At 57.6% G+C, this 14,224-nt stretch carries 18 protein-coding genes; 1 reads left to right on the top strand and 17 read right to left on the bottom strand.

Going from position 1 to position 14,224, the window contains the following annotated elements; all coding sequences use genetic code 11:
• Nucleotides 1-64: 64 nt before the first annotated feature.
• The 17 genes from AAHM38_RS24545 to AAHM38_RS24465 form a co-directional block, all read right to left on the bottom strand.
• A complete protein-coding gene (locus AAHM38_RS24545; RefSeq protein ID WP_342234372.1) occupies nucleotides 65-709 on the bottom strand; it encodes a hypothetical protein in 645 nt (214 codons plus the stop codon).
• A gap of 195 nt (nucleotides 710-904) precedes the next feature.
• A complete protein-coding gene (locus AAHM38_RS24540) occupies nucleotides 905-1,132 on the bottom strand; it encodes a hypothetical protein (protein ID WP_342234371.1) in 228 nt (75 codons plus the stop codon).
• A gap of 372 nt (nucleotides 1,133-1,504) precedes the next feature.
• The gene (locus AAHM38_RS24535; RefSeq protein WP_342234370.1) at nucleotides 1,505-1,708 is read right to left on the bottom strand and encodes a hypothetical protein; all 204 of its coding nucleotides are present in this window, start codon (nucleotides 1,706-1,708) and stop codon (nucleotides 1,505-1,507) included.
• 22 nt (nucleotides 1,709-1,730) lie between these two features.
• Nucleotides 1,731-2,066 carry a hypothetical protein gene (locus AAHM38_RS24530; RefSeq protein ID WP_342234369.1) on the bottom strand — a complete coding sequence of 112 codons (336 nt, stop codon included), beginning with the start codon at nucleotides 2,064-2,066 and terminating at the stop codon, nucleotides 1,731-1,733.
• Between the two features lie 18 nt (nucleotides 2,067-2,084).
• Nucleotides 2,085-2,408: a hypothetical protein gene (locus AAHM38_RS24525; protein WP_342234368.1), complete on the bottom strand. Its 324-nt coding sequence runs from the start codon at nucleotides 2,406-2,408 to the stop codon at nucleotides 2,085-2,087.
• A 167-nt stretch (nucleotides 2,409-2,575) separates the two neighbouring features.
• Entirely contained in the window at nucleotides 2,576-3,091 is a 516-nt protein-coding gene (locus AAHM38_RS24520) for a hypothetical protein (protein ID WP_342234367.1), read from the bottom strand.
• A gap of 25 nt (nucleotides 3,092-3,116) precedes the next feature.
• Nucleotides 3,117-4,112: a KfrB domain-containing protein gene (locus AAHM38_RS24515; protein WP_342234366.1), complete on the bottom strand. Its 996-nt coding sequence runs from the start codon at nucleotides 4,110-4,112 to the stop codon at nucleotides 3,117-3,119.
• A 142-nt stretch (nucleotides 4,113-4,254) separates the two neighbouring features.
• Nucleotides 4,255-5,397: a P-type DNA transfer ATPase VirB11 gene (gene virB11, locus AAHM38_RS24510; protein WP_342234365.1), complete on the bottom strand. Its 1,143-nt coding sequence runs from the start codon at nucleotides 5,395-5,397 to the stop codon at nucleotides 4,255-4,257.
• Entirely contained in the window at nucleotides 5,394-6,653 is a 1,260-nt protein-coding gene (locus AAHM38_RS24505) for a TrbI/VirB10 family protein (protein ID WP_342234364.1), read from the bottom strand. Before AAHM38_RS24505 ends, virB11 begins: the two co-directional genes overlap by 4 nt.
• Nucleotides 6,650-7,543, bottom strand: a complete 894-nt coding sequence (locus AAHM38_RS24500) for a TrbG/VirB9 family P-type conjugative transfer protein (protein WP_342234363.1) — start codon at nucleotides 7,541-7,543, stop codon at nucleotides 6,650-6,652. The genes AAHM38_RS24505 and AAHM38_RS24500 overlap by 4 nt, the downstream gene beginning before the upstream one ends.
• A complete protein-coding gene (locus AAHM38_RS24495) occupies nucleotides 7,540-8,424 on the bottom strand; it encodes a type IV secretion system protein (protein ID WP_342234362.1) in 885 nt (294 codons plus the stop codon). Before AAHM38_RS24495 ends, AAHM38_RS24500 begins: the two co-directional genes overlap by 4 nt.
• 182 nt (nucleotides 8,425-8,606) lie before the next feature.
• A complete protein-coding gene (locus AAHM38_RS24490) occupies nucleotides 8,607-9,596 on the bottom strand; it encodes a type IV secretion system protein (RefSeq protein WP_342234361.1) in 990 nt (329 codons plus the stop codon).
• 12 nt (nucleotides 9,597-9,608) lie between these two features.
• On the bottom strand, nucleotides 9,609-9,917 hold the full coding sequence (locus AAHM38_RS24485) for a hypothetical protein (protein ID WP_342234360.1): 309 nt from the start codon (nucleotides 9,915-9,917) through the stop codon (nucleotides 9,609-9,611).
• Between the two features lie 24 nt (nucleotides 9,918-9,941).
• Complete coding sequence (locus AAHM38_RS24480) at nucleotides 9,942-10,640, bottom strand: type IV secretion system protein (protein ID WP_342234359.1); 699 nt, start codon at nucleotides 10,638-10,640, stop codon at nucleotides 9,942-9,944.
• Nucleotides 10,641-10,642: 2 nt separating this feature from the next.
• Nucleotides 10,643-13,297: a VirB4 family type IV secretion/conjugal transfer ATPase gene (locus AAHM38_RS24475; RefSeq protein WP_342234358.1), complete on the bottom strand. Its 2,655-nt coding sequence runs from the start codon at nucleotides 13,295-13,297 to the stop codon at nucleotides 10,643-10,645.
• Nucleotides 13,281-13,616 (bottom strand): VirB3 family type IV secretion system protein, encoded by a 336-nt coding sequence (locus AAHM38_RS24470; RefSeq protein WP_024979716.1) that lies wholly within the window; start codon nucleotides 13,614-13,616, stop codon nucleotides 13,281-13,283. The genes AAHM38_RS24475 and AAHM38_RS24470 overlap by 17 nt, the downstream gene beginning before the upstream one ends.
• Before the next feature lie 5 nt (nucleotides 13,617-13,621).
• Complete coding sequence (locus AAHM38_RS24465) at nucleotides 13,622-14,008, bottom strand: hypothetical protein (protein WP_024979715.1); 387 nt, start codon at nucleotides 14,006-14,008, stop codon at nucleotides 13,622-13,624.
• On the opposite strand from AAHM38_RS24465, the gene AAHM38_RS24460 reads away from it, so the two are divergent.
• Nucleotides 14,007-14,224 (top strand): hypothetical protein (locus tag AAHM38_RS24460; protein WP_342234357.1); only part of this gene is annotated, 218 nt, incomplete at its 3' end. The two genes, AAHM38_RS24465 and AAHM38_RS24460, sit on opposite strands and share 2 nt — an antisense overlap.

Raw genomic sequence — 14,224 nt, 5'->3', positions numbered from 1 at the left:
GCGGGCGAAAAAAAAGACGGTGGCCAACGCCGCCGCCTACAACCGCAACTTGAGACAGATCAACCTAGACTAAGCGGCCATCACGCGCCTGCTCTTCAAGCCGCCAGGCGTTGCGCTGCGCCCTCTCTTCAGGGGTCATCTCAAACAACGCTGCAAAGTGCTCGCGCAGCGACGCGATTTCCATCATGCGCATTTCACGCTGCAACCCAACCTGTTTGTAAAGACCGTCGCTCTCAAGAGCCCGGTGGCATGCTTCATTGAAGGCGCTCCACTCGGTCATAGCACGCGCTCGCGCATCCAAAGCATCGCCGCCTGGATCAACAGGGGCAGGATTGCGGTTCATCATCACCAAACCGAGCACATGGCGCTGAATTCGAAAATAGCGCCTCGATTGCTCGATGGCCTCTTCTACCGGCTCCATCGCTGGAAGCGCACCCGGAACGGAAATGTGCCCGTGCTCCACGTCGGTGAGCCCTGTGCTGATCCAGAACGCATACTCTGGCCACTCCCTGCAAACGGCTTCCACCATATCAAGCGACGCCCGTTGACGCCCTTCTAGGAACTTCTTCCATGATTGAGCAGGAAGGCGCGTGCGCTCTTCGAGGAATCTCGGTCTCCCGCGTTCTGGCGTGACCGCCATTACCGCGAGTAGCGCTCTTTCATTGAGAGAAAGCATTTTTTGATAGTCACTGCGCCACAACGGGCGCATCACCTGAATCTAAGTTCGGGAGCGCAGGCCCCAGTCGTTTGGAGTTGCACACCTGGCACAAAAACGGGCTCCAGTACGTGCCGGCTGCCCTGCCGCACTCTTCCATACACATGAAACCACTCAGGAAATCGGGACCATTCAAGGGGTCGTTTGGGTCTTGATATCGTTCCATGTGCATGCTTAACAGAGGTAGGGTCAACTCTTTTTCTTCCTGAACTTGCTATACGCGTCCGACAGCGCGCGCCGAAGAACTGCCGACTCGTCCTTGCCATATCCGCCTTCTCGCAACGCATCGAGTTTGGCAACGTCGTCACCATCAAGGTCGAGTACCTTGCGCTTCCCCTTGGTCGCGGCCAACCGCTCAAGGTGCGCCGCTTGTCGGCGGGAGCTAGTCGTGTCGTACGGGTCTTTCTTGTCAGTCATCAAACTATCCACTGGATCATTTGGGGGTGAGGTGTGGCGGCGGGAGTTCCCTCGTCTCGTCGGTCTCTATCCTGAACCGGAGGACACGACGCAGATACCGGAACCCATTACCGTTCACGCGGTACTCCTGAACGATATCACCAGCGGCATCCAGCACATCCACCACGGCATACTCACGCTCACTGTCGTCCACCATGCCACCGAACGCAGCACACCTCCGCAACACCAGCTCGCAGCCCTGGGATGGTCCGGCCGGGAATGTCGTGCCCTCGTAGGTTCTTGAAATCTCTTTCTTCCCTCGTTGGAAAACGCGGTACGGCCGTAACGCAACAGCTTCACTGACTAAGCTAGGTCTGAGTGACATGTTTTGCCTCACGCCCAGGTGTCGATAATCGCGCGCCCCTTCCCCGTCACAATCAAATCGACCCCCGTTTCTTCGCACCCTCGGGTCTCGAAATGGCTGATAAGCTCCGGCTTCGTCACGTGCAGAAAGACGGCTGTTCCCGCAAAGTCCGCGCGCACCTTTATTTTCCCGCGATGCGACTTGATAGCCTGCACCATCTGATCTGCCGTCATCTCGCACCCCTACTCGCCTGGCTCACTGAGGCTTTCCAAAAAAGTATCGAATATGGGCGGCCACGAGCCGTTGTAGCTGCCCGCTGTCATCTCGAACACACACGTATGGCGGATAGAAGATTGGATGCATGGTCTCCACCTCATACGTGCGCCCCTTCTTGAAGGTCGGCGCATCGCCGGCACGAGTGCCAGTCACCCCGCCGAGGGAGCCCACCACAGCAGATGGCAAAGCGCCCTCGGTAGGCAAGCGCAAATCGCGGTGCGCGCAAAGCGGCGTCCCGGTCGGCATGCTCCAAATCAGCCTGTAGTCGGCAATCGCCTCAAACGTCATGCCCGCACCCAGCTCAACCGTTTCCATTGCTCATTCCCTACCGGACTAGATTTCCGTGGGCCGGCACACCACAGGAATTGGATCGACAATCGTGTCGACCAATGCATATGCCGGATACTTCTCTTCGACGTTGCGTGTGAACGCGACAATCGCAGCGTCGGCATTCGCCGCAGTTACCACGTTGTGAACGACTCGAAAGGTTGCTTCGCCAGGTGGCGCGTTGAACAGCCGCATGATCCCGGAAACGATGAAACGCGGTGCCGCAGGATTTCCCGCTACACATCGGGGCGGACCTACCACCAAGAGTGCAGCTTGCGCGCTCGCAGTCGCCACGCATGCCAGCAAAATCGCTGCAATCAACTTCTTCATTGACCCCTCGTCTTCTTGTCTCGATGCCATGTCGCATCGCATGTTCAAAGTCTACCGTTTATATAAACGGTGTCAAGTGCAAGGACAAAAAAAAGCTGCGGCCAAAATGGCCACAGCTCGCGCCTCATTGTTCACAGATGTGCGGCCGCCCTACCCCGTCACATAGATCAGCGGGACATGCCCCGCTTTGCCTTCGGCTTCTGCTGCGGTGCGGCTGCGCCAGCCATCTGCTGCGGCTTGATGGAGTACATCGGCGGGAGCGCCTTCGCCTGGCTCAGCACGTCGGCCGAGTTGGTAGGCTTTGCCTTCGCATCCTGGGCACGCACATTGGCCGCAAATGCTTGCTCGCTCACGTACGCACGTCGTAGCTGCTCGTTCTGGAAAGGATTCGGTGTGCCAGGTGCATCGTAGTTGGCGATCGAGCGCGCCAGGCTCATGGCTGCCATCTGATGCGGTTCAAGAGTTCGATTCAGCTCCTTCGCCAAATGGCCGGTCGCCATCTGGTGACGCAACCCCATCGCTGCCTCCGTGAGTTCAACCGCCTTGCTCCGCTGCTCGGCGGTCATCGGCGGCGTCCATTGGTTCGTCTTGATCGTGATGAGCTTTTCGATCCGTCCAATCTCAGCGGTCAACGCCTGGGCGTTCATCTTCCCTAGATCGTGCCCAATACCATCGGTGCTCATGATCCCTCCCAATTAGAGATGCGCTTCAGCGAGACATGCCCCGCTTGGGCTTAATCACCTGTTGCTTCGGCTGCTTATGCGCACCTTCCCGGTTGGGCTTAGGCCCATACAGCGGTTGCAACGTGTGCGATTGATGAACGAGGTCTTGTGCCTGACGAACACGTGCCTCCACCGATGTTTTGATCTGCGACGGCACAGAGAACCCACGGCGCTCTTGCTCCCTGCCATCGTGGCCGGTCGTAGCAGTCTTCTCGCCCCCCTTCCCCGTCAGTGTCTTGAGCTGATCGGCACGTTCCGCAACTTCAACCGCGCGGGCCATCTTCTCTTTCGTTTCAACCAATGCCTTCGTTTCAGGTGTCGCCAATTTTTCGTAGAGGCCAGGCGACAGCTTCTTCAATTCCCCCGCATAGTCGCCGCTAGCATTGAGACGCGTTGAGATACCGTCGAAGTGTCCTCCGGCCTGCGGCGTCTGCGCCATGTCGGCCGCCGTTGGCACCTTGTCGACCGCGCGAGGATCGACTTTGAATAACGCCTCAAGGTCTCTCGTGACTTGCTCGCGCGGAACAAGACCGGCGTGTTCACTGACGGTGGGCGCAGTCTGCGGCGTCGCGGCCAACTGTTCTGCGGCGTGACTGGTTGCAACCATACTTTGCGCAACTTGCGGTACACCACCGGCATAGGCAACCGCAAACTTTGCGCCGATTTCCGGCACGCTATGCTTCGCAACCTCGAACATGCTGTGCTTGACCACCTCTTCACCAACGAGGTGATAGACGCTTTCCTTGTCGGTGTGCAGCACCTGGCCATCGTAGGAACGATCCGCTTGCGCCCGCGCCTCAATCGCTTTGGAAAGGTCGTATCGACCATCAGGAAGGCCGCTGCTGTCTGTGGTTTCCACGGCCATCAAGTAGCCTTCGCCATCTGGCACTTCAACGCGGCGGGAGCCATTCGATACCGTCACGAACTTGTCGCTCGCGCTCACACCACTATCCTGATAGCTCGGAACAAAATCGTCGTCCATTGGTACGTCCTATTTCGATGGTTAGGCGGAATGGCCCTCTACGGTGTCGCGAATGTCGTAGTCTGGCCAATCAGGTTGATCGTCACCGGCCTGCTCTTCTTGCGGCGGTGGATCGGCTTCTTGCTCTGTAGGGCGTTGCATGTCAATCAAGCAGAGTGAGGCGATAAATCGGATCAAAGTAGATCGCTGGGATGTAGCGGCGGCCCTTGTCGTGATCGAACGTGAGCTGCACGACCACGTTAACAGTTTGGCGCAGCAACATCAAAATATCCTTCAGGTCGATGCCGCCGCCAGGCCCCGATTGTTTGATAAGCATCGCGAGGCGGAAAAACGCATCTTTGGGCGAGTTGGCGTGCGTCGTCGTCATACCGCCCGGATGGCCGGAGGCGAGAACGCCGGATAGATAGAACATCGCCTCGTCGCCACGCAGCTCGGCCATAAACACACGGTCTGGTGTCTTACGCATCGCGGAGTGCAGCACATCCTTTGCTGTAGCGCCCTCCCCGTCTTCCGACTTCTTGTAGAGAAGCCGGTTGTTGTTGGGGTGATTCGGCAACGGCATTTCCGGCGTGTCTTCGACGGTGATGAGCCGTTCCGAGTGCGGCACAAACTCCACCAGGGACCGGATATAGGATGTTTTGCCGCTACCAGTGGCACCAGACACGACGATGTTCTGTTTGTACTCAACGGCCTTGCGCATGAATGTCGGCCAGTCGCGTGCCTGGGCCAGCTCCCACAGCTCGCGTTCTTCGGTGGTCAAAGCAGCCTTCAACCGCTCGCGCTGATCGTCAGAAACGGAGAACGCGAATTCGTGTCGGGTGTCCTTGTAGTATTCCCATTCGACAAACTGCTCGTGCTCAAACGCCGTCGCCGTGTGGCGGCGAATGTTGAGGTAGTGGGTGTTCTCGGGACATGTCGGCGGATGCGTCATCTCGATCCGTTCACCCGTGATCGGCATGTGACCCGAGAGCGAGGTGTTGTGCCGGTTGAAGGGCTTCTTTGAGAACGAAGATAGGTTGCGCCCGACCGTTTTCAGATACTCGAACGTCAGCTCAGGAACATCTACCTTTGTCCAAACTCCGCCCTTCCACAACCAGACAGCGCCAGGCTCGTTGACAGTAATTTCCTGCACACCCTCCTCTTCCATGAAGGGGGCGAACAGGCGCAATCTGTCTCGCAGAGCCTCAAGCTTCTCCTGCTCGAATTCCTGTTGTTCCCGCTGGGCGGCGTCCAGTCCGTCGCTCTCCGCCCCCGACAGAAGTTCCGGCGTTGCACGTTGGTTCATTGCTGAACTTCCTCAAGATGATAGGCAGTCGAAAAATCAAGGTCGCGGGCCACGGTAATCGTGATTTCGTCACCCTGATTCTTGGTGAAAGTCGGTTGCACATCCCGGCCTTGCATCAGAATCTCGCCGGCCGCGTTTTGCCCGCTGTTCAGCGTGTTTTGGGGCAAGACAACCGTCGTGTTCCCGCTGCTCTTGTTGCTCAACGCTTGAAGGCCGCCTTGCAAAATGTCTTGGAGCCCTGAGAAGAGGAAAGCGCCACAGAACCGCTCGCAATAGTGGTTGTCGATGCTGCCATCGAGACCGGCCGCCCCAAGGGTGTCGGTGCCAGGCGAATTGACCTGAATCGCGATATTCAGAGGCGTCACGATGCGGCCCCAAAGCACTTGCGCCCGCTTCTTGCCGCGCTCCGGACCCTTTGCCATTTCGCCATCGATGGTGCTGCCCCGATCGACAAGAACGACCTTGCCGTCCATGCCGTACACAGGCTTCGAAACGGTGCAGCTCACGAACCCAGGCGCATCGCTGTTCATCGCGGTATCGAGCGTGCAGCGGATGGGGGTGCCCTTCTTGATCGTGAGGCTCGGATTGGGTATGTAGGTAGCCGCCACCTTGGGCGTCGAGGTGGGAATGAGACGACCAGAAAAGTCATTGGCCCCCGTGGCATTGCCGCTCAGAAGGGTTGCGCCTGCCGGCGTTGCCGGCGCGGCCGGCGCACCAGCCTGCGTCGCGGTAGCCGCGACAGGCATTACGCGAGCACCGCCCTGGTTTGGCATGCCGCCCATGTCGCTAGCCAGCTTGCGCTTCAGAATGTCGCGCTCCTGTTGCTCTTTCTGTTGCTGCTGAGCGCTGGGTTGCTGGCTACCGCTTTCAGCCGGCATCGGCATGGTGCCGGCCGCCTGCGGTTGTGCAGATGCCGGCATGCCGCCCATCAATCCGGGGGGCAGCGGAGGTTGCCCACCAATTGGCTGAGGATCAGCGGCCTGCGCCGTACCCAGCGGGTTCAGGTGAAGCGACGGCGAAGACGGCGGGGCTTGCTCTTGAGACGACTGTTTGGCTTGTGCAGGCAACCCCTGAGCCTTCTGGTGTGGCAGATACCAAAAGTTGTATGCCAAGCCGCCGAAGATCACGCCGACCGCGCCCACTGCTGCCACTGCGCCGACCAGCTTTTGCCCAGGCGACGCACCGACAATCACCTTCTCTTTCAGCTCGGCGCGATCCTCCGTCGCCGGCTTTTCCGTTTTGTCACGCAGTCTCATTCCTTCACCGATGCGCCAGGTTGATTAAGCTCGCGCTGCACTTCAGGCGAGATGGTGTTCGTGTTGGTGTTTGATCCGGTCGGGTTGTACTGGCCGTCAATGAGGCAACCAGCAAGGCGACCGCGGCGAATGATGAGCTTCCGCGCGACGGTGTGGATCACCATCATGTCGCCTTCCATGTGGAAGGCTGAACGGACCTCAGTCCCGTCCGGCTCCTTCTCATACACCTGGGGCAACGCGATCGTGTTGGGGAACAAGATGAAAGTCATCTCCCCGTTGTTGTACGCGGCCGTTGGAAGCAGCTCGTCATCACCGATGTAGCCGTAGTCGGCATCCAAGCGACCCTCCCGCTTGGCACGTTCGAACGCCGTGTCGATCTTGGCCTTCGCCTTGGCGGCCACGGTTGCAGGGTCTTTGGCCGCAAGAGCTTGCAGCTCCGAAGCGGGGTATTGGATTTCCAATTCCCATGTGGTCGGCAGATACTGCTTTTGTCCGCGCTTCTTCTTGGGCGCATCGTCGTCAGCGGTATCGACAGCGAAACTGTTTTCGCTCATCGCTACGGAAAACCAATACTTGTGGCGATTGGTTACGACCAAGAGGTTGGTGTCGCCCTGCTGAGCACGCGGGACAAAGGCGATCTGGTTGCCGGAATACTTGACCGTCCATGCTTCCTTGTCGCCCATTCCGTAGTCAACAACTGTCTCGCCCTTACCGAATCGGATGAGCGACATCATTCCGATCTTGCCTTGCACCGCGATTACGTCCGTTGTGAACGGGACCACCTGCAAGTGCTTATCTTGTGTGCTGGGTGAGGGAACGGTTATCGCGTGCGCTGCGCCACACGCGAGCATCGCAGTAGCAAATGCGACACGCAGCGTGTGAGTCTTCATTTCGTAGCTCCGTTGGCAACCAGATTCTTGAGCCCTTCTCGCGTTGCTGCGCTGGCCGGTGCGGCTGCAACGGCTTGGGCCGGCTGCGGGTACTGAGGTGCCGGCGCAGGCTGCTGCGGATAAGCCGGCGCATAACCCTGCTGCGCCGCACCGACCGTCGTGAGCTGGCGGATCGGACCATCTGCGTCACGGCGGTAGTTCGTCACCGTGAAACCGAAAGCGTTGATCGTGTAGTCGTCCATGTTCTCGGGAACGTTCGATTTGTCGTACTTGAACGTCACCGTCGACACCATCCGCTGGCTAGTCGTCGGCAATTGCCCCTGGCGCTTAATCAAGTCATAGCGCACCTGAGCGACACGGACGCTAGGCTCGCTCGACGGGATGAACGAGTAAGACAAATTCTCCAGAGACCAACCATCCGCTGGCTGCATGAAGTTGAGCGGCGACTCTTTGTTCAAATCCGGCTTGTAGTACGCATCCCACTGGCCGCGCAGCTCCGGAGCGCTCATCAACCATACCGTCTTGTAGTTGCTATCGGCCTCGCCACGCGTAAAGCCCTCATGCGCCTTTACGAATTTGCCAAGGTCGGAGGTTGCCCGTCGATTGAAGTCCGGGTCGTTGAACGACACGAGTGACTGCCCCTCGCGCTCAACGCGATAGTCGCCCGTCGCCCTGTCAACAACGATGACGGTTGCGATGATGTGCTGGAGGTGAAGCAAAGGAGCTACGGAAACGCAGACGAGAACCGCGATACTCCATCCGCTGATCGCGCCCAGCTTGAGCAGCTTCTTCTTGCGAGCTTCTTCCTCAGCGTATCCCTGCTCCTTATCGATGTTCTCGGCATACACCTGAACGGCGGGCTTCATACGAGCGGATTTCATGCTTGTGCCTCCATGCAAGTCAGCGCTGCGCGAGTGGTAGGAAGATGGTTCACAGCGCGCGGCGTGCCTTTGCATTCGGGCGGTGGAGCCTGAGTTGTCCCGCACGCAGACAAAACAAGGGCCAGCGCCGTCATCGCGGCGATCGAAAAAATCTTCATCTTGTACTCCGGAAACTGGTTGTCTTATTTCTTCATTGCAGCGAGCGCGGCCGTCCGAACGGCTTGCATCACCATCAAGCCGCCGCTACCAACACTGCCGCCCTGCCCGCTCGTCATGCTGGCGACGATCGTCGGCAGTTGGATTTCGATGAAGAAGAGCGGGATGCAGATGAATACAAGCTGGAACGCGATGCTTAGGATGTTGAGCGTGCTCATCGCTGTCGAAGCATCGGGCGGCATCGTCGCCTGGGTCAGCAAGCCGGCGAGCTTTTCCGCCAGGCTAGCGCTAGGCGCGGCGGGTGCTAGCGCGGTTACGGCCGCCGTCAGCTTTGTCATGTAGTTGTCCGTAATCTGGACAAACATGATGATGAAAAGCGATGCCACGACGATGAGGAACACGAAGTACAGCGCAGTGTTCAACCACGAGTAGAACAGCGCCTGCGTTTGCTTCCAGATCAACCAGATGACGAAGAACGGGCCGACAGCAAGCACGAACGCGAGACCAAACTTGGCGTACAAGATGTTGTAGGCCGCCGCGACGAGAAGCAGGATGCAAGCGACGGACACAAGCAGCAGTGCAACCAAAAGGATCACGCCACCGCCTACGTTCAGGTTCTGGAAGGAGTCGACCATGGCTGAGCCGATGCCCATACAAAGGCCCTGCATCTTGTCGCTCAGCGAGTCGAGAATCTGGCTAGGGCTTCCGCTGGTCCCGATGGCATTGGAAAGCTCGCTTGGCAACTTGAACAGCGGCGCAGAAATCCAGCTTGAGTAGTAGTTTCCAGCAGCGTAAAGAATCAGGCAGATGGTGATTCCCTTCATTACCCAGTCATTCATTGGCGAGTCGATCTTGCCCTGCATAACAAGGAGCGACCACACCAGCGCCGACACGCCGAACATCACCCAACCGATAGGCAGGACATATCCTGACATGCCATTCGCGGCCTGCGTGAAGACCGACTGCAATACGCCGTCGACGTTCTGGAAGAAATCAGCAAACGTGCTGGAAGCCATGATGTACTGCCTTTACTTGAGGTTCACGCGCACACCGACAAAGCCGGCCGGATTGGCCCGGATCATCTTGTTAGCTTCGGTGTTGGCAGTCTCGAAAGCCGAGCAATTCACGCCGCGCTTGCCGCCCGCAATCTCGTCCTTGCACGCCTTGTTCAGCGCCAACCATGGCGCGGTATCGCTTCCGTCGTAGTACCCCTTGGCAGCCACCATGGGTTCAGCCACGGCCTTGGGCTGATCGGGCGTGGTTGCGGCCGACTTAGGTGCCTCCTGGCCGCAGGCAGCGAGCAGAACGGCGATCAGCAGAACGATGAAATGGCGCATGTCAAATTCCTCTGTAATAGGCAATCAGAAGCGGATGCCGGAACCGGTCGTGAGCATCTTGTTGGTGGCAGCCCCGGCGTTCATGCGATCCATCCTGTCTTGTGCGTCCTGCATGACCTTGAACATCGCCAGCTTCGAAGCCTCGTTCTGCTGCTTCACTTGCTCCAGTGCAATGCGCGCTTGCAGGTCTTGCAGCGACTTCGGGTCAGGCGAGTTTTGGATGGACGAGAGGAACTGCGAAAGGTTGTCGATGTTTGCTGCGGCTTGCGCATAGCCTTGCGAGCCGGTGTATTGCGCAAGCGACGCCTGTTGCCAGCGCTTGTTGCAGAGCGCCTGAGCGGCCTGGTTGCTGGAAACATTCGCGCACTGGACGACGGCGTTCTGCTGCTGCGTGTTCTGGAGGATGCCGCTAATGCCAGACAGGGAACCAGAGACGTTCCCGTTCTTCAACGCGCCAAGAAGCGCTTGTTGGTCGGGCGTAAGGAACTGCGAGAGAAGCTGGTTGTTCAACAGCTTCGACACGTCGCGCAAACCATTCAGCGCATCGAACTGCGACTTCATCTGATCCAACTGAGACTTCAACTGCTCCAATTGCTGCGCGGCAGTAACGAGCTGCCGAACCATCTGCAAGTTCGCAGCGTTGTCGTACGTGGGGATGCCTTGAGCCTGGGCACCAGTGAAAGCGACAAACGTGCTGACTGCGAGAATAATTTTGCGAATCATGATTAGTGCCTCTTACGGAAGAATTGGGGGAGCCAAATTTCGGGCTTTTCGCCGTACTGCTCGATCAGGTCACGCACGACCATCACGTTTTCGATGCTTGCTGAGAGGACGGCAATCATGTCGTCCATGCCACTCAAGTCGTTCTTCACAACAACCGACTCATTCCCTTGCTTCAGTAGGAACTTGCCCGGCTCATCAAGCATTTCCCGTTTGACGAAGTTGAACTCACGTCGGGTGAGCTTGAGGCCGTCAACATAGTCGCTCTCGTGCGCCCGATCGTTCGGCAGCACGATCAGCGTCGGGAACTGTTGCATCAGCGTCCCCCGGATAGGGGAATTGCTGAGGTCAGTCGGGTCTTGTGTATCCAGACCGATAATGCCCTGCTGCTTGCGTACGGTTTTTGCCTTGTTCTCGATGGTGTTCAACAGGAAAGGGTCTTTCAGGGCCTTCCACGCTTCAGCGATATCAAGAACAAACGGGCTTCCATCGATACCGCTTTCGATTTTGTGGTTGATGAGCAATTGAATCGGCGTACGCGCGTACTCGTTGTCTAGGAACGAGGTCATGTCGAACCCGAAGTCGTTTGCGTTTGACATATCGAAACGATCGACCAAGTTGTCGAGCACCCAGCCGTATGGGCTCTCCGGGCCAATCCATCGCTTCAGCGCAGCACGCAAACCTGTTACCAGCACACCATTCGGCAGACGCTTTGCATCCTCATCGCCCGGCAACGTGTCCATAATCCGGGCCAAACGCCGTTTCGACGCGAGTTTGTACACATCGTCAATCACGCTCAAAAGAATGTCGTCGTCTGCGCCAGAGCGCGTGTATGTCTCATCGGTCTGAGCGCACCACAACAGCAGTTCCATAATGAACAGCCGCGATTGGGGCGTATCAGGAAGCGAGAACGGATTCAGGCCGGTCGGCTTGCCAGCTTCGAAGGTGAAGTAGCGTCCCCCCATCGCTCGAATCAGAATTTCCTCGCCATAGTCCTTATCCCAGGCGTAGGTTTTGAAGGGCCGCACACCAAGACCTTTCCGCTTCTTGCGCAGCAATGCGCGTAGCTGCATTTTCGTAAGCGTCTTGCCGGAACCAGACGGGCCGATGATGATGTAGTTGCCCAGCTCTTTTTTGTGCTCTCGCGCTGCGCGCCCTTCCCGTTCACCTTCGGCGGATGCGCTAGCCAGCTCGGCCGGATCGCTCACATCGTCACCACGCGAGCTGATGATGGCCGGCGCTGAAACTGCATCCTGAATGCTTTGCTGGCCTTCATCCTCGTCTTCAGCGTCGTCGCCCTCTTCCCTCTCTTCTGTGTATTCGAGCCTGATGCCCTGGTTTTTCAGACTTTTCCGGGTGACGTGATAGTTGAAGAAATACGGTGCTCCGCTCGTGGTCTCAAACACCGTGATAGGCATCCCCCACTGGCTGCCATCTGCGCGGCCAGTGAGGAAGTTATGCATCGGGAAGAACGCAGCAAAGTTGTCCGTGCTGATCGGCATCGCATCGAGCCGTTCAGTGATGAAGTTGCCGGGCAGCATGCCGAAATACTGCGTGATGAGCTTGCCACGGCGCTTGCGGATTGCCGTCAGGTTCTTTTCTTCCAACGCCGCAACAGCAAAGCCGATACCCTCGTTGACCTCTTGGATGGAATCACCGTAGATGGTCAAGATGAATTCATGCTCGCCCATCCCAAACTTGCCGGATGAGAGGTTATTCCGAGCGGCCTTCAGTTCGTCCAGTTGCGTCTTGTTCGATTCTTGGTCGGTACTGGAGAAGTTCGAAATTTGCTGGTCGAGAAACTTGTCGGCCTTGTTAATCGGCAGGAAGGTGAGCGACTGGCTAAGAATGAACTCGCACGGCAACCGCAGCAGACTGTGGAACACAGACGCGTCGATTTCCGTTGCGCCATAGGGCGCTTTGAGGCCGATGATTCCTGCAAACCGGGAACGGGTCGGCCCCATGATTTCAATGATTTCCGTCCCGAAGTTCAGTTCGCTGCGCTGAATGGCGTAACGAACCGAATAGCTTTCAAGAGGAACCGGAGCCCATTCGCCATTGAGAATGAGCCCATAGAAGGATTGCAGCTCGGACAAGGCGGGCTTGTCTTCAAACTCTTGCACACCAAGCACGGTGGGGTGGAAGCGGCGAAGACTGCGGCGGAGCTGATTGGTGATGCGGTCGATCTGCTCAACGCCTGCCTCAAGTAGCGCTCGGCTTCCGGTCTTATCGAGCTTGGAGCCAAGGCGCTCTGCTCGGCCTGGTGCTGTCCGGTACACCGTCGAAAGAAACAGCTCGTTCAGATAGAACGTCTTCTTGTCAACGCGCTTGGCGTACTGGTCGCCAAGCATTTGAGAAAAGTGGTTGTCGTACTCGATATCGCTCAGGTCATATTGCAGCTTGCGACGAACCATGTGGCTCCACAATGCCACACGGGTGTTGTTTGCCCCGAGGGTGTTGACTGCGGCGAATAATTGAGCCGTATAGCCATTCAACTCGTCCTTCCCCATCGTCTCAAAGGGGATGCCGTTGAATTGAATGGTGCGCGTCAAATCGCGATCGATAGTGACGCAAGTGTGTGCATCCACCTGCGACGAATACGGAATGTATTTTGTCGCGGGTTCTTCTTTGGAAATCAGGGATTCAACGAAGGCCGTCATAGTCGTTCTTTCTTGCGTTCGGCGGTGTTGCGCAGAAGGTCACGACATTTTTCCCATGCAGCCCTTTGTTCTTGATGAAGAGCCACCAGTGGTAAAAATCCGCCTTCAAAGTCGTCAACCAATGAAAGTCTTCGGCCGTCTTCACAACAAAGTAGAAATGGATCGGGATAAGGGTCAAAACCCAAAAACCAATCAGGCGGAACAGCGCCAGGCCGACCATTGCTTCAGTGAGGAAAACAGCGAGGGGCACGTAGAGCATCAGGGCGGGGCGTTGCCCCGCCCGGATGACGACACTCTTCGCCAGCTTGTCGTCGTCCATGCTGCTCAGACGCCGCTAATGCCGCTGTTGGTGCCGACAGCGCCCTTGATGAATTGGATGATGCCCACGGTGCCGAACGCGAGGCCGGTGCCGATGAGCGAGTTGATGAAGGTCTGCTTGGGGTCTCGGGCACCGAGGAAGTTGCCGGCCTTCCAGTTCATGGCGGAACCCAAGGAAGCGATGCCGCCGACCACGCCGACGATGCCGTAGAGGGTGTTGAAGATGCTCTCGCCCGTGGAGCGCAGCGATTGGGCCATCGCTGGGTCGCTTACCACGAGAAGCGCATAGCCGCCGATGAGAGCGACAGATTGAATGCGGCCGATGCGCTCGATGGTGATGGATTTGCGCGCGGAGTTCAGCTTGCTAAGTGCTGCCTTGGTTTGCTGGATCATGACCTACCCTCTCAAAAGGGATGTTTATTTCTTCGAACCGTCGCTCGAAGATGGCTTCGAGCGTCCTAACCGCCTTGTCGAGACTCTTCCAAGTGCGGGGTTCGGACCTGTTGTGGAACTTGGTGACTTTGTGTTCTTGCGATACAGCCCCTCCCAAAAGGACGCCTACTTCCCACAGCCCCTGGTCGTTCTGCCGGAGCTTGATTTGCGCGATGT

Origin of the sequence: Ralstonia sp. OTU4908 (genome assembly GCF_038440115.1) — a bacterium.
Taxonomy (GTDB): Bacteria; Pseudomonadota; Gammaproteobacteria; order Burkholderiales; family Burkholderiaceae; genus Ralstonia; species Ralstonia pickettii.
Note: the sequence above shows the minus strand (reverse complement) of the source record. Positions and strands in the feature narration are given on the sequence as shown.